15 protein-coding genes are annotated in these 17,758 nt (G+C 63.5%); 12 read left to right on the forward strand and 3 right to left on the reverse strand.

The window, feature by feature from the left end:
• Positions 1 to 750, forward strand: a 750-nt coding sequence (locus WCE35_RS19600) for a molybdopterin cofactor-binding domain-containing protein (RefSeq protein ID WP_424594976.1), incomplete at its 5' end; no start/stop codon positions are given.
• A gap of 258 nt (positions 751 to 1,008) precedes the next feature.
• On the opposite strand, the gene WCE35_RS19605 is transcribed toward WCE35_RS19600, so the two are convergent.
• A complete protein-coding gene (locus WCE35_RS19605; protein ID WP_424594977.1) occupies positions 1,009 to 1,779 on the reverse strand; it encodes an enoyl-CoA hydratase in 771 nt (256 codons plus the stop codon).
• A 309-nt stretch (positions 1,780 to 2,088) separates the two neighbouring features.
• On the opposite strand from WCE35_RS19605, the gene WCE35_RS19610 reads away from it, so the two are divergent.
• The 11 genes from WCE35_RS19610 to WCE35_RS19660 all read left to right on the forward strand — a co-directional run bounded on the left by WCE35_RS19610 (position 2,089) and on the right by WCE35_RS19660 (position 14,964).
• Positions 2,089 to 2,727: a TetR/AcrR family transcriptional regulator gene (locus WCE35_RS19610; RefSeq protein ID WP_424594978.1), complete on the forward strand. Its 639-nt coding sequence runs from the start codon at positions 2,089 to 2,091 to the stop codon at positions 2,725 to 2,727.
• A gap of 166 nt (positions 2,728 to 2,893) precedes the next feature.
• Positions 2,894 to 4,390: a CoA-acylating methylmalonate-semialdehyde dehydrogenase gene (locus tag WCE35_RS19615; protein ID WP_424594979.1), complete on the forward strand. Its 1,497-nt coding sequence runs from the start codon at positions 2,894 to 2,896 to the stop codon at positions 4,388 to 4,390.
• 28 nt (positions 4,391 to 4,418) lie between these two features.
• Positions 4,419 to 5,564, forward strand: coding sequence for an isobutyryl-CoA dehydrogenase (locus tag WCE35_RS19620; protein WP_424594980.1), 1,146 nt, complete (start codon positions 4,419 to 4,421; stop codon positions 5,562 to 5,564).
• On the forward strand, positions 5,561 to 6,652 hold the full coding sequence (locus WCE35_RS19625) for an enoyl-CoA hydratase/isomerase family protein (protein WP_424594981.1): 1,092 nt from the start codon (positions 5,561 to 5,563) through the stop codon (positions 6,650 to 6,652). The genes WCE35_RS19620 and WCE35_RS19625 overlap by 4 nt, the downstream gene beginning before the upstream one ends.
• A gap of 25 nt (positions 6,653 to 6,677) precedes the next feature.
• Entirely contained in the window at positions 6,678 to 7,565 is an 888-nt protein-coding gene (gene mmsB / locus WCE35_RS19630; RefSeq protein WP_424594982.1) for a 3-hydroxyisobutyrate dehydrogenase, read from the forward strand.
• A 2-nt stretch (positions 7,566 to 7,567) separates the two neighbouring features.
• A complete protein-coding gene (locus tag WCE35_RS19635; protein WP_424594983.1) occupies positions 7,568 to 9,301 on the forward strand; it encodes an AMP-binding protein in 1,734 nt (577 codons plus the stop codon).
• Positions 9,302 to 9,304: 3 nt separating this feature from the next.
• Complete coding sequence (locus tag WCE35_RS19640) at positions 9,305 to 9,784, forward strand: MaoC family dehydratase (RefSeq protein WP_424594984.1); 480 nt, start codon at positions 9,305 to 9,307, stop codon at positions 9,782 to 9,784.
• A 29-nt stretch (positions 9,785 to 9,813) separates the two neighbouring features.
• Positions 9,814 to 10,731, forward strand: coding sequence for an SDR family NAD(P)-dependent oxidoreductase (locus WCE35_RS19645; RefSeq protein WP_424594985.1), 918 nt, complete (start codon positions 9,814 to 9,816; stop codon positions 10,729 to 10,731).
• 134 nt (positions 10,732 to 10,865) lie between these two features.
• Entirely contained in the window at positions 10,866 to 12,110 is a 1,245-nt protein-coding gene (locus WCE35_RS19650) for an NAD(P)/FAD-dependent oxidoreductase (protein ID WP_424594986.1), read from the forward strand.
• A gap of 200 nt (positions 12,111 to 12,310) precedes the next feature.
• A complete protein-coding gene (locus WCE35_RS19655) occupies positions 12,311 to 14,011 on the forward strand; it encodes a sulfatase-like hydrolase/transferase (protein ID WP_424594987.1) in 1,701 nt (566 codons plus the stop codon).
• Positions 14,012 to 14,538: 527 nt separating this feature from the next.
• Complete coding sequence (locus WCE35_RS19660) at positions 14,539 to 14,964, forward strand: GFA family protein (RefSeq protein WP_424594988.1); 426 nt, start codon at positions 14,539 to 14,541, stop codon at positions 14,962 to 14,964.
• 90 nt (positions 14,965 to 15,054) lie between these two features.
• On the opposite strand, the gene WCE35_RS19665 is transcribed toward WCE35_RS19660, so the two are convergent.
• Together WCE35_RS19665 and WCE35_RS19670 are read right to left on the reverse strand one after the other, a co-directional pair.
• Positions 15,055 to 16,137 (reverse strand): D-TA family PLP-dependent enzyme, encoded by a 1,083-nt coding sequence (locus tag WCE35_RS19665; RefSeq protein WP_424594989.1) that lies wholly within the window; start codon positions 16,135 to 16,137, stop codon positions 15,055 to 15,057.
• Positions 16,138 to 16,239: 102 nt separating this feature from the next.
• Positions 16,240 to 17,758: ABC-F family ATP-binding cassette domain-containing protein (locus tag WCE35_RS19670; RefSeq protein ID WP_424594990.1), on the reverse strand; the 1,519-nt coding region annotated here is incomplete at its 5' end.

Below are 17,758 nucleotides of genomic sequence, written 5' to 3' on the forward strand. Positions count from 1 at the left end.
GACGAGGTGGCGCACGCGCTCAACCGCGATCCACTCGAGTTCAGACTAACCATGCTCAACGGCAAGGGCAGTGCCCGAGGCATTCCCAATGCCGGCTATGCGCCGGGCACGTCATCGGACTACTACATGGACAGGCTGTGGATCTCGTTGCCATGGCCGAACGACAACTCCTGGCCAGCGTACGAATCTGCGACAGTCGGCGGAGCTTTACGGCTTGCCAACTGCTTGCGAATCGCCGCGGGGAGAGCCGGCTGGGGTGCGAAGAAGCTCCCGCCGAACACTGGAATGGGCATTGCCGTTTCTTCAGCCGAGGAACGGCAGAGCCCGACCTGGGTTGCCGGCATCGCGGAGGTTACCGTCGACCCTCAGACCGGCCGCTACAAGATCAACCGGCTCACCATCGCCATGGATCCGGGCACGGTGATCAATCCGCTCAATGCCAAGGCGCAAATCCAGGGTGCGGCGCTCTGGGGTACCAGCCAGGTCATGGCTGAGCGGCTGACCCTCAAGGACGGCGCGCTCGAACAGAGCAACTTCCATGACTACACCCCCATTCGCCTGGCGGACGTGCCGCCAATCGATGTCGAACTCATCGATTCCGGTCATCACCCAAGCGGTGTCGGGGAGCCCGCATCCACGGTTGTCGCGCCGGCTGTCGCCAACGCGATCTACAATGCGGTTGGTGTCCGGGTGCGACACATGCCGATCACGGCGGAGGCGGTTTTGGCGGGGTTGAAGAAGAAGGCGTAATCTTCGATCCCGAGAGGTGAGGACGAATGGATCGCGGGCGAGGCCTTGCTGCCTCGCCCGGTTCTATGTGGAAGTTTGCGTCTGCTGACGATATCCAGTCGATACACAATCGTGAACCATCCTCGTCATTCGGGGGGCGCCGAAGGGCGCGCCCCGGAATGACGGGCTCGAGGATTACCCTTTCGCTGAGAGGATTACCCTTTCGCTGATCGGTCATGCGGACAATCTGACCAGGACAGCGCGTGGATTGCAGCCCGCTCATCTTTTCCTGTCCAGAAACCCCTGCATCAGCCGCTGCGGCTCGCCGGTCAGGAACGACTGGCCGAACACGCCGATGCTGAGGTTGACGGATTCGGTCAGCGGCAATTCCTCCCATTGCCGCAGCAGGGCCTTTTGCGCGCGCAGCGCCTCGGGGCCGCATTGCAGCAGCGCCCCGACCGTGTGCTCGACCGCGCCGTCCAGTCCGCCTGCCGGCGCGATCCTATCGACCAGGCCCCAGGCCAGCGCGGTCGGCGCGTCGATATTTTCCGCCGTCATCACCAGCCAGCGCGCGCGGCCCCAGCCGATCAGCCGGGGCAGCAGCGCGGCGTGGATCACCGAGGGAATGCCAACCCGGACCTCGGGCATGCCGAACATGGCGTCATGGGCGGCAATCCGGAAATCGCAGGCGGCGGCCACTTCCAGCCCGCCGCCAAGGCACCAGCCGGGCATCCGCGCGATCACGGGCGCCGGGAAGGCGCGCACGGCTTCGCAGAGATCGCGCAGGCGCGTGATGAACCGCTCGGCCGACTTCTGGTCTAGCTTCGCCATTTCCTTGATGTCGGCGCCGCCGATCATGCTCTTCTCGCTCTGGCCGGCCAGGATCAGCGCGCGGATATCGCGGTCGGATGCCAGTTGCTCCAGTCCCTGGCGCACGCCGTCGGTGACAACCGAACTGAGGATATTGAGCGCGCCGGCATTGCAGATCGTCAGGCGAACGACGCCGCGTGCATCGCGAACGACGCCGCAATGGGGGTTGAGCATGTCCATGGAGGGTCCCGGAAGCAGGGGGTGATCGCACCACTTCCCGGACAAAGCATGGCCTTGTCAAGAGAAGGGCCATGCCTGGCGACGGCCGTTCGGCACGATTGCGGCGGAAGGCCGCGATGTCGGATCCCGGACCGGCCATGCCCAAGCCGGCCATGCCCAAGGCTTTTTGCGCGGCGGCGCGGGCAATCTTGCGGTGCACGCAGCCGCGCCCTTCTCGATTACAGGCGCGACCTGCGAGCGCGAAATAGATGCGGCTTTTTTCGCGCGCAACTGCTATTATATGACCGAAAACATCTTATGAGAATGTCGATGCGCTATTCGAAACAGCACAAGCAGGAGACCCACGCGCGGATCGTGAGGAAGGCCTCGGTCCGGCTTCGCGAGAAGGGCGCCCATGGCATCGGCGTCGCCGACCTGATGAAGGAGGCAGGCCTGACCCATGGCGGGTTCTATGCCCATTTCGATTCGCGCGAAGCGCTCGTCATCGAGGCCTTTACCTATGCGATGGACCGCTCCACCGCGCGCTGGCGCGAGGTCTCCGAAGCGACGCCGCCGGACAAGCGGCTCGCCACCATCGTCGAATCCTATTTGACGCCGTTGCATCGCGACGATCCCGGCCATGGCTGCGCGGTTCCCACCCTTGGGGCCGAAATCGCCCGCGAAAGCCCGAAGACCCGCAAGGCGTTCGCAGCCAAGCTGGAACAGATGATCGACATGGTGGCCGACCAGATTCCAGGTGTTGCGCGCAAGGCCGCGCGCAAGCAGGCGATGGCTGCACTGGCGACCATGATGGGAACGCTGGTGCTGTCCCGCATCGCCGGCAATGGCGGGTTTTCCGACGACATTCTCTCCGCCGGACGCGAGGCCGTGCTCGGCCGCGCGGTGGCGGCGAAGCCGGTGGCGAGGAAAGCGGCCTCGAAGCGGACAGCTGCACCCGCCCGTCATTGATCAAGGCGTTACGCCGATCGCCTCAGACATTGGTCGAATTGCGCGGGAAGGCGCCGCTGAGGCGGCATTTTCGCAAAACCGCCGCGCGCGGAAACCCTTCCCAAACGCTGCAAAGACTGCAAGATGCCGGCCAAAACCGGCGTTCGGTCAGTCGAGGAGGAAACCCATGCGTTCAATCGGACATTTCATCGGCGGCCGTGAAGTCAAGGGCACATCAGGACGGACGGCCGACGTGTTCGAGCCGATGACCGGCGACGTCCAGGCCAAGGTGGCGCTGGCGTCGAAGGCGGAAGTGCGGGCCGCGGTCGAGAACGCCTTGGTTGCGCAGGTCGAGTGGGCCAACACCAATCCGCAGCGCCGCGCCCGCGTCATGATGAAGTTCCTCGAACTGGCCCAACGCGACTACGACAAGCTCGCCGATCGGCTGGCGCGCGAGCATGGCAAGACCGTTCCCGATGCCAAGGGCGACATCCAGCGCGGGCTTGAAGTGGTCGAATTCGCCTGCGGCATCCCGCATCTGATGAAGGGCGAGTACACCGAGGGCGCCGGCCCCGGCATCGACATCTATTCGATGCGGCAACCTTTGGGCGTGGTCGCCGGCATCACCCCGTTCAATTTCCCGGCGATGATCCCGATGTGGAAATTCGCGCCCGCGATCGCCTGCGGCAATGCGTTCATCCTGAAACCGTCGGAGCGCGATCCCGGCGTGCCGATGATGCTCGCGGAATTGATGATCGAGGCCGGGCTTCCGCCGGGCATTCTCAACGTCGTCAACGGCGACAAGGAAGCGGTCGACGCCATCCTCGACGATCCCGACATCAAGGCGGTCGGCTTCGTCGGCTCCTCGCCGATCGCGCAATATATCTACCAGCGCGCGGCGGCGAGCGGCAAGCGCTGCCAGTGTTTCGGCGGCGCCAAGAACCACGCCATCGTGATGCCGGATGCCGACATGGACCAGGCCGTGGACGCCCTGATCGGCGCCGGCTACGGCTCGGCCGGTGAGCGCTGCATGGCGGTCTCGGTCGCGGTGCCCGTCGGCAAGACCACCGCCGACCGGCTGATGGAAAGGCTGATCCCGCGCGTGGAATCCCTGAAGATCGGCACCTCGATCGATCCGTCCGCCGATTACGGCCCGCTGGTCACCCGCGAAGCGGTCGAGCGCGTGAGAAACTATGTCGAGATCGGCATCAAGGAAGGCGCGACGCTGGCGGTCGATGGCCGCGGCTTCCGGATGCAGGGCTATGAAAACGGCTTCTACATGGGCGGCTGCCTGTTCGACAATGTCACCAGGGATATGCGCATCTACAAGGAAGAGATTTTTGGACCGGTGCTGTCGGTGGTGCGCGCCAAGGACTACGCCGAGGCGCTGGCGCTGCCGTCGGACCATGACTATGGCAACGGGGTTGCGATCTTCACCCGCGATGGCGACGCCGCGCGCGACTTCGCGGCAAAGGTCAATGTCGGCATGGTCGGCGTCAACGTGCCGATCCCGGTGCCGATCGCCTATTACACCTTCGGCGGCTGGAAAAAATCCGGCTTCGGCGATCTCAACCAGCACGGCCCGGATTCGGTCCGCTTCTACACCAAGACCAAGACGATCACCTCGCGCTGGCCCTCCGGCGTCAAGGAGGGCGCGGAGTTCTCGATTCCAACGATGAATTGATCGCGTCATAGCCGGGCGCGGGAAAGAAATGCACTTCGCTCTCAACGAGGACCAGGTTGCGGTTCGCGAGATGGCGCGGCAATTCGCCGCCGAAAAAATCGCGCCGCATGCGATCCGCTGGGACGAGGAGAAGCATTTTCCGGTCGATGTGATGCGGGAAGCCGCGACACTAGGCATGGGCGGCGTCTACATCCGCGATGACGTCGGCGGCTCGGCGCTGAGCCGGTTCGACGCCGCGCTGATCTTCGAGGCGTTGGCGCAGGGCTGCCCGACGGTGTCGGCGTTCATCTCGATCCACAACATGGCGTCGTGGATGATCGACGCCTTTGGCAATGACGCGCAGCGCCGGAAATGGCTGCCAGGACTTTGCACCATGGAGCTTCTGGCGAGCTATTGCCTGACCGAGCCGGGTTCCGGCTCGGACGCGGCGGCGCTGCGCACCCGCGCGGTGCGCGACGGCGATCATTATGTGCTCAACGGCCAAAAGCAGTTCATCTCCGGCGCCGGCGGCGGCGACCTCTATGTCGTGATGGTGCGGACCGGCGGCGACGGTCCCGGCGGCATCTCGACGCTGGTGATCGAGGCGGATACGCCCGGGCTCTCGCTCGGCGCCAATGAGCGCAAGATGGGCTGGAACGCGCAGCCGACCCGCGCGGTGATCTTCGAGAATGCCCGCGTTCCGGTCGAGAATAGATTGGGCGACGAAGGCATCGGCTTCAAGATCGCGATGGCCGGGCTCGACGGCGGGCGCATCAACATCGCCGCCTGTTCGCTCGGCGGCGCGCAAAGCGCGCTCGACAAGTCGCTCGCCTATATGAAGGAGCGCAAGGCGTTCGGAAAACGGCTCGACGAGTTCCAGGCGCTGCAATTTCGTCTCGCTGACATGGCGACCGAGCTGGAGGCGGCGCGGACCTTTGTCTGGCGCGCCGCCGCGGCACTCGACCGCAAGGACCCTGACGCGACCATGCTGTGCGCGATGGCCAAGCGGTTCGGCACCGACGTCGGCTTCGAGGTCGCCAACCAGGCGCTACAATTGCACGGCGGCTATGGCTATCTCAGCGAATACGGCATCGAGAAAATCGTGCGCGATCTCCGCGTGCACCAGATTCTTGAAGGCACCAACGAAATCATGCGGCTGATCGTTTCGCGCGCGATGATCGAGGGGGCGCGATGAGTGCGGTCGCGGCTGTCGCGGGCGCCGAGCCCGACCTGATCGCGCGGCGCGAGGGTGCCGCCGGCATCATCCGCCTCAACCGGCCGAAGGCGATCAATGCCGTGACGCTTGAAATGTTTCGCGACATCGACACGGCGCTCGATCGATTCGAGGCCGATCCGGCTGTCGGCGTGATCGTGCTGGAAGGCGCCGGCGAGCGCGGCCTGTGCGCCGGCGGCGATATCCGCGCGCTCTACGAAAGCTCAAAGATACGTGGCGATCTCGGCAAGATTCTGTGGCGCGAGGAATACATCCTCAACGCCCGCATCGCCAAATTCGCAAAACCCTATGTCGCGTTCATGGACGGTATCGTGATGGGTGGCGGGGTCGGGCTGTCCGCGCATGGCCGGCATCGCGTCGTCACCGAGCGGACCAGACTGGCGATGCCCGAGGTCGGCCTCGGTTTCTTCCCCGATGTCGGCGGCACCTGGCTATTGTCGCATTCGCCCGGCGAGATCGGCACTTACTTCGGCCTGACCGGCCAGACCATGAACGGTCCGGATGCGATCCATGCCCGCTTTGCCGACGCGGTGGTGCCGTCGGACAAGCTCGCCGCCTTGCGCGACGTGCTCACCAAAATCCGTCCCGGCACGGGTTCAGCGGAAATCAAGATCCTGATCGACGGGTTTTCGACCGGCGAGACCGCAGGTCCCGTCGCCGCGATGCAGCCGAAGATCGATGCCTGGTTCGCGCAAGACCGGATGCAGGACATCGTCGCCGCCCTGCGGCACGACGGCTCGGAGCAGGCAGCGTCGACGCTGAAGACGCTGAACGAGAAATCGCCGCGCGGCATGGTGGTTGCGTTGAAACTGTTGCGGCTGGCGCGGAAATCTTCCTCACTCGAGCAGTGTCTGGTGCGGGAATATCGTGCGGCGCTGGAAGTCTTTGCCAGCGACGATTTTCGCGAAGGCATACGCGCGGCGGTGATCGACAAGGACCGCGATCCAAAATGGTCGCCCGCCGGAATCGAGGACGTGACACCGGCGATGGTCGCGCCGTATTTCGCCGAAATCGGCGCCGACGAACTCGTATTCGATCAATCAAAATAGCAGCGCCCCAAGCGGAGGAATTGAGATGGCAAATATCGCATTCATTGGCCTCGGCAATATGGGCGGGCCGATGGCGGCCAATCTGGTCAGGGCCGGCCGCAAGGTGATCGCCTTCGATCTGGTGGAAGCCTCGAAAGATCAGGCGAGAAGCGATGGCGCCGACATCGCCGACAGCGCGGCGGCGGCGGTGAAGGGTGCCGATACCGTCATCACCATGCTGCCGGCAGGCAAGCACGTGTTGTCGGTGTGGACCGACGTGATTGCGTCAATGAGGAAGGGCGCGCTGATCATCGACTGCTCGACCATCGACGTCGAAAGCGCCAGGCAGGCGCATGCGCTGGCCGCGGCGCGCGGCATGGCCTCGGTCGATGCGCCGGTGTCGGGCGGCACCGGTGGCGCCAGGGGCGCGACGCTGACTTTCATGTGCGGCGGCGACGACAAGGCGTTTTCGGCGGCGAAGCCGGTGCTGGAGAACATGGGCAAGAAGATCGTGCATTGCGGCGGCGCCGGTGCGGGGCAGGCGGCCAAGATCTGCAACAACATGATCCTTGGCGTCTCCATGATCGCGGTCGGCGAGGCCTTTGTGCTTGCGGAAAAACTCGGTCTGTCGCATCAGGCGCTGTTCGATGTGGCCTCGACCTCGTCGGGGCAGTGCTGGTCGCTGACCTCCTATTGCCCGGTGCCGGGCCCGGTGCCGACCTCGCCGGCCAATAACGGCTACAAGCCCGGCTTTGCGTCGAGCCTGATGGTGAAGGACCTCACGCTGGCGCAGGATGCGGCCAGCGCCGCCGGCGCGGCGACGCCGCTCGGCAAGCACGCGCAGGAGATCTACAGGGCGTTCGACGCGGCCGGCCATGGCGGGGTCGATTTCTCCGGCATCATCCAGCACGTTCGCGGCCTCGCCGGAAAATAGCGATGACGACATTTAGGGAAGCGCGCGCCTTTCTGCTCGAGCACCGCACCGATTACGATGCGGCGGTGAAGGGATTCCGCTGGCCCGGTCCGGTGCCGTTCAACTGGGCGCTGGACTGGTTCGACGCGGAGCTGGCGCGCCATCCCGACAGCGGTGATCGGCCGGCGCTGTGGATCGTCGATGCCGGCAGCGACAAGGAGACCAAGCTTTCGTTCGCCGCGCTGTCGCGCCGCTCCAACCAGGTCGCGAATTTTTTGCGCGCGCAGGGACTGAAGCGCGGCGACCATTTGCTGCTGCTGCTCGGCAATGTCGTGCCGCTGTGGGAGACGATGCTGGCGGCGATGAAGCTCGGCGTGGTCGTGATCCCCGCGACCACACTGCTGACGCCGGACGAATTGCGCGACCGGCTCGATCGCGGCCGGGCGAAAATGGTGGTGGCGTCGCAGGACCAGATCGCGAAGTTCGCGAGCCTCGGCGGCGAGGGCCTGGTTCGGATCGTGGTCGGAGCGACGGCCAGACACGATGGCTGGCTGCCGTTCGAACAGGCGGCAGGCGCTTCCGAGACATTTGCGCCGGACGGTCCCACCGGGCCCGATGACCCGATGCTGCTCTATTTCACCTCGGGCACCACGGCCAAACCGAAGCTGGTGCGGCACAGCCAGCGCAGCTATCCCGTCGGCGGATTGTCGACGATGTTCTGGCTCGGCTTGCAGCCCGGCGACGTGCATCTGAACATTTCCTCGCCGGGCTGGGCCAAGCATGCCTGGAGCTGCTTGTTCGCGCCCTGGAATGCCGGCGCCACGGTGTTCGTCGTCAATCAGCCACGCTTCGATGCCAGGGGATTGCTCGCCACCATCGGCCGCTGCGGTGTCACGACACTCTGTGCGCCGCCGACGGTATGGCGGCTGTTCATCCAGGAGAAGCTTTCGACCTTCAAGGTTTCCTTGCGCGAAGTCTGCGGTGCCGGCGAGCCGCTCAACCCGGAGGTGATCGACCAGGTGCGCGCGGCCTGGGGGCTGACGATCCGCGACGGTTACGGCCAGACCGAGACCACGGCGCTCGCCGGCAATTCGCCGGGACAGAAGGTCAAGATCGGATCGATGGGCCGGCCGCTCCCCGGCTATCGCGTGCAGATCACCGATGGCGACGGCCACGTCACCAAAGAGGGCGAGGTCACGCTGATGCTCGGCACCGACAGGCCCGCCGGCCTGATGCAGGGCTATCAGGGTGACGACGGCCAGTTGAGCGGCGCCGATGGCGCGTTCTATCGCAGCGGTGACGTGGTGTTTGCCGACGACGAGGGTTATCTGACCTTCGTCGGCCGCTCCGACGACGTCTTCAAGTCATCCGACTACCGGATCAGTCCGTTCGAGCTGGAAAGCGTATTGCTCGAACACGAAGCGGTCGCGGAGGCCGCGGTCGTTCCCAGCCCCGATCCGATCCGGCTGGCGATCCCCAAGGCCTATGTGCTGCTGGTGTCGGGCGTCGAGCGTTCGCCGGACACCGCGCGCTCGATCTTCCGGCATCTGCATACGCGGCTGGCGCCGTTCAAGCGCATCCGCCGCATCGAACTGGTGACCGAATTGCCGAAGACGATCTCGGGAAAAATCCGCCGCGTGCAGTTGCGCCGGCTGGAACATGACGATGATCGCAGCGATGCGCTGCGCGGGCGCGAGTTTCGCGAGGAAGAATTCCCGGAGCTGCTACAGGTGCGAACCGCCGGGTCGGAGAATTGATCGATGAATGAAGTCTGGAAGAAGCCGCCGCTCGCGCTTCAGGCCTATCAGAACATGGTTGGCCGGGAGATCGGGGTGTCGTCATGGCATCTGGTCGATCAGAACCGGATCGATGCCTTTGCCGACGTGATCGAGGATCATCAGTTCATCCATGTCGATCCCGAGCGCGCCAAACGGGAAACCGCGTTCGGCACCACGGTGGCGCACGGTTTCCTGACCATGTCGCTGCTGAGCATCATGTCCTATGAGGTGATGCCGGTGATCGAAGGCACCACCATGGGCGTCAATTACGGTTTTGACAAATTGCGCTTCATCTCGCCGGTGCGCGCCGGCTCGCGGGTCCGCGGCCGCTTTACGCTGGCGGAAGCGAAGTTGCGCAAGCCGAAGGAGTTGCAGTCGCGCAGCAATGTCACGGTCGAGATCGAGGGCGAGGACAAGCCCGCGCTGGTCGCCGACTGGATCGGCCTGATCTATTTCGCTTGATTGACTTTATCACTTCGGGAATTCCACTCATGCCAATCAGGTTTGACGGACGCGTCGCCATCGTCACCGGCGCGGGCAATGGTCTTGGACGGGCGCATGCGCGGGGGCTGGCGAGCCGCGGCGCCAAAGTCGTCGTCAACGATTTCGGCGGCGCCCGCGACGGGTCAGGCGGATCGCTGACGCCGGCCGAGACCGTGGTCGAGGAAATTCGCAAGGCCGGCGGCATCGCGATCGCCGACGGCGCCGATGTCTCCAGTTTCGAGCAGGTCGCGGCGATGGTCGAGCGCGCCACCCGGGAATGGGGCGGCGTCGATCTGCTCTGCGCCAATGCCGGCATCTTGCGCGATAAATCTTTCTCGAAAATGGAAGTCGCCGATTTCGCCAAAGTGCTGGACGTCCATCTCACTGGCACCTTCTACTGCTGCAAGGCGGTGTGGTGTGGCATGCGCGAGCGCAATTACGGGCGCATCGTGCTCACCACCTCGTCGTCGGGCCTGTTCGGCAATTTCGGCCAGGCCAATTACGGCGCGGCCAAAGCCGGCATGATCGGGCTGATGAACGTGCTGGCCGAGGAGGGCCGCAAGAACGACATCCGCGTCAACACGATTTCGCCGACGGCGGCCACCCGCATGACCGAGGAACTGCTGCCGCCGCATGCGCTGGCATTGATGAAGCCCGAAGCGATCACGCCGGCGGTGGAATATCTGCTGAGCGAGGACGCGCCGACCCGCACCATCATGGGCGCCGGCGCGGGCTCGTTCGCGGTGATCCGGATCATGGAGACCGAAGGCATCAACCTGGCCCAATCCGACTGGACGCCGGATGCTGTCGCCGCGCACTTTGCCGAGATCAGCGACATCTCGACCGCGAAGGCGCTGCAGGGCGCGTTCGAGCAGACCCAGAAGTATGTCGGCCAGGCCGCGGCGAGAGCGGGGATCAAGCTGTAGATCGATGACCGCAACGTCGTCATTCCGGGGCGCGAGTGAAACGAGCGAGCTATGATGTGCAATGCACATCAGAGAATCCATAACCACGATCGTGAGTATGGATTCCGGGCCTGCGCCAAGAGGCGCATCCCGGAATGACAGTGTTTATAACCGAAGTCGCCGTCATCGGCGCCGGCCCCGCCGGCCTGATGGCCGCCGAAGTGCTGGCGCAAGGCGGCGCGCGTGTCACCGTCTTTGACGCGATGCCATCGGCCGGCCGCAAATTCCTGATGGCCGGGCGAGGCGGGCTCAATCTCACGCATGGCGAACCGCTGCCTCAATTCCTCGCCCGTTACCGGGACGCAATGCCGCATCTCCAGGCCGCGGTCGAGGCATTTCCGCCGGGCGCCTTGCGCGACTGGAGCGAGGCGCTGGGGCAGCCGACATTTGTCGGCTCCAGCGGCCGGGTGTTTCCAAAAGCCTTCAAGGCCTCACCGTTGCTGCGGGCATGGCTGCGCCGATTGGATGCGGCAGGCGTGCTATTCGCGCTGCGCCACCGCTGGACCGGCTGGGATGAGCACGGCCGCTTGCTGTTTGAGACCCCGGACGGGCGACGCATCGTCAGCGCTCGCGCGACCGTGCTGGCGCTTGGCGGCGCGAGCTGGCCGCGGCTCGGGTCGGACGGGGCGTGGGTGGAGACACTCGCGGCGAAGGGCGTGACGATATCGGCGCTGCGGCCTGCGAATTGCGGTTTCACGGTTGCCTGGTCCGACATTTTTCGCCAGCGCTTCGAGGGCCAGCCGCTCAAGGGCGTCGCGCTGACCTTCGGCCCGCACACGGTGCGCGGCGAGATGGTGATCACCCGGACCGGCATCGAGGGCGGCGGGGTCTATGCGCTGGCGGCCGATTTGCGCGCCGCGATTGCCCGTGCGGGGCAGGCCACGCTGCGCATCGCGCTGCGGCCAGGTCTCGAACCAAGCGATTTGATCGCACGGCTGTCGCTGCGGAAGGGAAAGCAGACCTTCTCCAATTTCCTGCGCAAGGCTGCAAATCTGTCGCCCGTTGCCATCGGGTTGTTGCAGGAAGCCGCAAAAGCCTCCGGCGTGTCGCTGGCGTCCTTGTCGCCGGCCGATCTCGCTTCCCTGGTCAACACCGTGCCTGTCAGGCTCAACGGCATCGCGCCGATCGCGCGCGCGATCTCCACCGCGGGCGGGATAGCGTTCGATGAACTCGACGCCGACTTCATGCTCCGCCGCTTGCCCGGCGTCTTCGCGGCCGGCGAAATGCTCGACTGGGAAGCGCCGACCGGCGGCTATCTGCTGCAGGCCTCGTTTGCGACCGGTGCCGCGGCGGGGAGGGGCGTGTTGAAGTGGTTTGAGAGTCGGACCTCATGCGCATAGATCGCGCTCGATTGTCGCGGCTTGTTCGATGTCCGCTGCACCCGATAGCGACTAAATTCTGCATCGCAGCGAAACGATGCCAAGAGGAGACATCAACTTTACGACCGCAAGACCATTTGAAGCGGAGCTGTGTTTGCCTGTATTAATGGTATAGCAGTGGTAGAATTTCATCCGCGACCGGCAACCTGATCGATATGTCATTGACCCTGATCATTGTGGCAGCCATCGCCGTCATCTGGTTTGCAGAACGTAGTGTTGAGCACCTCAAATTGGCCATTGCCGCTTTGTGTTTCAGCGCCGCGACGCTGCTGTTCTTCGTTACCGATTTCGAAAGAGCGATTCTGGTTTCGTCTATCCTGGTAGCGGCAATCTTCGGAGCGTCGAATATCAAGTATAATTATAGCGGGCTGAAACTGATCGTGACGGATTTGCCGCTGGCGTTTGCAGGGACAGTTCCATTTTTTGTTGTACAATACCCGCTCGCAGTAACAGCTGTTGTCACGGGAGGTATCGCGCTTGTTCTGGTCGCCGTCGCGACGCTGCTCTACGTGCGCGGGCCGTCAGTCTCTCTGGAACTCCAGGTCCTTTTGTTCAGCCTCGCATGTATTGGTTTGGTAGCAACATATGGGGCAAGCGGTGGGGCCGCTTCTTTCCAGCGAATCGCGGCTCTGCGGCGGTGTTTTTTTTCGACCTTCATAGCCTCCCTTCTCAACCCGCTTTCCTGGCGGCAGTTCGGCGGCCTGACTTTGAGCGATATAGCTGAGGATCCGTTGCCGCTTATGGCGGCCGTACCCCCGCGCCGCCTCGACTATCCCGACATTATCGTCATCCAGCACGAGTCGATCTTTGATCCGCGCGTGTTCGGGCTCCCGGTTGAACCAGTCGTCGAAGCATTTCTGTCCCCAAAAAATGGTCTCCATGGAAGCCTTAACGTCGATATTTTTGGCGGGGGATCGTGGCAATCCGAATTTAGTCTGCTAACGGGCCTTTCAAGCGCAAGCTTTGGTTCAAACGCCTATTTTCTTTTCAAGAGAGGCGTCGGCCGATTCCACAACAGTCTTCCAGATGCGCTGACTGCGCTCGGGTACAGGACAATGCTCACGTCGAGCTGCCGTCGCAGCTTTCTCAACTACGATGGGTTTTATCGTTCGATTGGTATCAACGAACGTATTTTCACCGATGACTTTGATTCGCCCTTCGACCTCGATCGATTCGAAATGACGAATTCTGATGCATTGTTTCTGGAAGCCGCGCTCGGCGTTCATATGAAAGGGATTGCGGGCGATGCTGCAGCACCTCGTTTTCTGTATGCGCTGACCAACTTCAATCACGGCCCTCACGACCGAAGGCTGGTTGCGCCTGGACGCTTCGATGGCGAGCGTGCCTTTGCTGCCGCAAGCCTCCCCGATGCTCACTATGCTGAGTACTATGCGCGACTTGCAGAGACTGCCGTAACCTGGAACAGGCTCAAATCCGAGCTTTCCAGCCGTTTTCCCGGACGTTCAACATTGATCGTACACTACGGAGATCATCAACCGGTGATGACACGGCGGATCGAGAAAAAACTCAAGCTTCGCCCGGACGAGAGCCGCCGGTTCCGCACGTTCTATGCCATCGAAACCCTGAATGGCGGCACTGATCGACTTGTTTGCGGGCGGGGCCGAGACCTGGATATCGCCTTTCTTGGTACGGTTGCTCTGCAGCAAGCCGGCCTGCCGCTTGATGAGATCTTTGCCACGCGCGCGAGCCTTATCGAGCATTGCGGCGAAGCCTACTTCGCATCGTCCTCGGAACGGAAACGCCGCTTCCACCGCACACTTGTCGATCTGGGCGTGATCGATGTAGCGCCAACGCGACGTCAGTATTCGCCGCTCAAGACGCACCACAGCTCAGGAAACTGAATTCCGCCGGGCAAACAATCCCCGTCATTCCGGGGGGCGCCACTTGGCGCGAGCCCGGAATCCATAACCCCAAATGTCAGTTGGCAGAGGATGATTAGAGACAGCTGTGGTTATGGATTCTATGATGTGCAATTGCACATCATAGCTCGACGCTTCGCGTCGCCCCGGAATGACGATGGCCCGAGGATTACCCTTTCGCTGATCGGTCATGCGGACGGAATTGATCGGAACACAATCGTGAAACGATCGGGACCGAAAAAGGTCAAGACGAAGCCTGCTTTGTGCCATTTCGACCGCATTGGGCTGTCTGCGCCACTTCCGGTCTTCTCCAGCAAGCGTATCTTCTCAGTGGCCGCCGGCGTGTCTCAAACATGCGATCGGAAATCGGCGGACTACTGGCGATCATCGTCGGCGACAGCGAGCAGCGAAGCTGGTATCGGTGTAACCCGGCGCGCGCGAAGGGCGTCTGTTGGCAGTTGCCAACGATTCGATTTAGAGTTCGGAAAAACGAGGGAGGCTAAAAGGCGATGGCAAAATATTCCGGAGAGTGTTTTTGCGGCGCGGTTCGAGTGGAGGCATCCGGAGAACCGGAAGCCATGGGTTATTGTCATTGCCGATCATGCCGTTCGTGGTCAGGTGGACCGATCAATGCCTTCACCCTCTGGAAGCCGGATGCCGTGAAGATCACGGCTGGGGCCGAGCATGTTGGCATGTTTCAGAAGACGCCGGTCAGTCAGCGGCAATACTGCAAGAAGTGCGGGGGCCATCTAATGACCAATCACCCTCCGCTGGGACTGGTGGACGTATTTTCGGCCACACTGCCCACGCTTAAATACAGCCCGGGCGTCCACGTGAACTATGCCGAGACTGTTCTTCCCATGAAAGATGGTCTCCCGAAGTTTAAGGATTTTCCGGCGGAGTTCGGCGGATCGGGCGAACAGATCGTAGAGTAGTGGAGGTCCGGTCCGGATCGTTCGCGGCCGGGTTGAGCGAGCGGCAAGCCCGGCCAGGTCCGTTCTGGTGCCAAAGGCGGGTTGAGAGCATCACCGCAGCTTCCCCCGCGCCGCCACCGGCAGCGTGCCGATGATCTCCTCGCCGCGCACCATCACCACCTCGTCCATCATGTTGACGACGACGCAGACGTGATTGGGCACGATGCGGACGACGTCGCCGACATTGGGGCGGGTGTTGCTGCGCGTGAGGTCGAGAAAGCCGTGCTCTTCGGCGAAGCGCGCGATTTTCGCCTCGGGATGTTCGAGGATCAGGCCGTGGCCCTCCAGCCCGCCGCCGGTATCCGACGTCAGCGTTTTCGAGCCGGCATCGAGGATGCCGCGGTCCGGACCGGCGCGGCTGACCACGGTGGAATAGATGCTCAGCGCGCAATCGTCCCACGATGCGACGCCGGCCGCGACCTGCATGCGGTCGTTATAGATGTAAGTGCCGGGCCGGTGTTCGGTCGCGCCCTTGAGCTTGCCGACATTTTTCATGTTCGGCGTGCCGCCGGTCGAAACCATGGTTGCGTCGAGCCCGTGCGCGCGGACGCCGGCCAGCGCCTCGTCGAAAAACTTCTGCGCCTCGGCCCAGCCGGTTTCGGTCGGGTACAGCATGAAGCCGGCGAAGGTGAGCCCCTTTGACGCTGCGATTTCGCGCGCCAGTGCGATGGCTTCCGCCGGCGTCTCGACCCCGGCGCGCTTGCGCCCCGTGTCGCATTCGACCACGACCGAAAGTGGACGGCCTGACGCCGCCGCGGCCTTCGGCAGGCCGGCGACGACGACCAAATTGTCGGCGGCCACGGTCATATTGGCCTTTGCCTGCAGCGCGCCAAGCCGGGCCATCTTCTCCTCGCCGAGCAGATTGTAGCTGATCAGGATGTCGTCGATCCCGGCCGCCGCCATCACCTCGGCCTCGCCGAGTTTCTGGCAGGTGATGCCCTTGGCGCCGGCCTTGATCTGCATCGTCGCCAGCAGCGGACTCTTGTGGGTCTTGATGTGCGGCCGGTTGGCGACTTCAGCCGCATCGCAGGCCGCCTGGATGCGCGCGATGTTGCGCTCGACGCGGTCCATGTCGATCACGGCGGCCGGCGTGCCGTATTCCCGGGCGATTCTGGCGGCGAGGGGCGTTGTCATGAGTTACCTTTTCAGACGTAGGATGGGTAGAGCGAAGCGAAACCCATCACGAGACATCCACGATGCTTGATGGGTTTCGCTGCGCTCTACCCATCCTACGGCTCAGGCCTGCTCGATCTCCTCACGAAGCACTTCAAGTTCCAGCCATTTATCCTCGGCCTCAGCCAGCGCCTGTTGTGCTTTGGCTAGCGCTTCGGAGGCTTGATCGAACTTCTTGCGATCCTTCCGGAACAGCTCGGGATCGTCAAGGATGCGTTGCTGTTTGGCAATCTCGGCCTGCAATTTGGCGATTTTCGTCGGCAGTGTTTCCAGCGCGTGCTTTTCGTGGAAGCTCAGCCGGCGCCTGGAGATGGCGGAAGGCGCGCTGGTTTTTGTTTCCTTCCTGCCGTCGACGGCCAGGACCTTCACCGCCTCGCGCTTCAGGTCCGCGCCGCGCTGCGCCAGCATGTCGGTATAGCCGCCGGCATACTCGATCCAGCGGCCATTGCCCTCGGGCACGATCACCGAGGTCACCACGCGGTCGAGGAAATCGCGGTCGTGGCTGATCAGGATCAGCGTGCCCTCATAGTCGCCCAGCATCTCCTCGAGCACGTCGAGGGTCTCCAGATCGAGATCGTTGGTCGGCTCGTCCAGCACCAGGAGGTTGGAGGGTTTTGCCAGCGCGCGGGCCAGCATCAGCCGCCCGCGCTCGCCGCCGGAGAGCACTTCCAGCGGCGTGCGCATCTGTTCCTGGGAGAACAGAAAATCCTTCATGTAGCTGACGACATGCTTTGGCTTGCCGCCGACCATGACGTGGTCGCTGCGCCCGCCGGTCAGCGCCTCCGCCAGGGTCGATTTCGGGTCGAGGCTTTCGCGGTGCTGGTCGAGCGTCGCCATCTCGATATTGGCACCTGACCGGATCGAGCCGGCATCGGGCGCGTCGGCGCCGGTCAGGAGATTGACCAGCGTGGTCTTGCCGGCGCCGTTCGGACCGACGATGCCGATGCGGTCGCCGCGCTGGATTCGAATCGAAAACCCGTCGACGATTTTGCGATCGCCAAAGGATTTGCCGATGTTTTTGGCCTCGATCACCAGTCGGCCGGATTTGTCCGCCTCCGCCGCGGCGAGATTGGCGGCGCCAGTGGTGCCGCGATAGTTTTTGCGCTGGTCGCGCAGCGCAAACAGATTGCCGAGCCGCTTGACGTTGCGCTTGCGGCGGCCGGAGACGCCATAGCGCAGCCAGTGTTCCTCGTTGACGATCTGGCGGTCGAGCTTGTGCTGGTCGCGCTCTTCCTCGGCCAGCACCTCGTCGCGCCAGGCCTCGAAGGCGCCAAAGCCGCGGTCGATCTGCCTGATCTGGCCGCGATCGAGCCAGGCCGTGCTGCGCGACAGATTTGAAAGGAAGCGGCGGTCATGGCTGATCAGGACCAGCGCCGAGCCGCGGCCTTGAAGTTCGCCCTCCAGCCATTCGATGGTGGGAAGATCGAGATGGTTGGTGGGCTCGTCCAGCAGCAGGATGTCGGGCGCGGGCGCCAGTACCCGCGCCAGCGCCGCGCGGCGGGCCTCGCCGCCGGAGAGCTGCGCGGGGTCTTCGTCGCCGCGCAGCCCGAGCTGCTCCACGAGATACCGCGCCTGATAGCGG

The sequence above is a fragment of the Bradyrhizobium sp. genome (assembly GCF_049691595.1).
GTDB lineage: Bacteria > Pseudomonadota > Alphaproteobacteria > Rhizobiales > Xanthobacteraceae > Bradyrhizobium.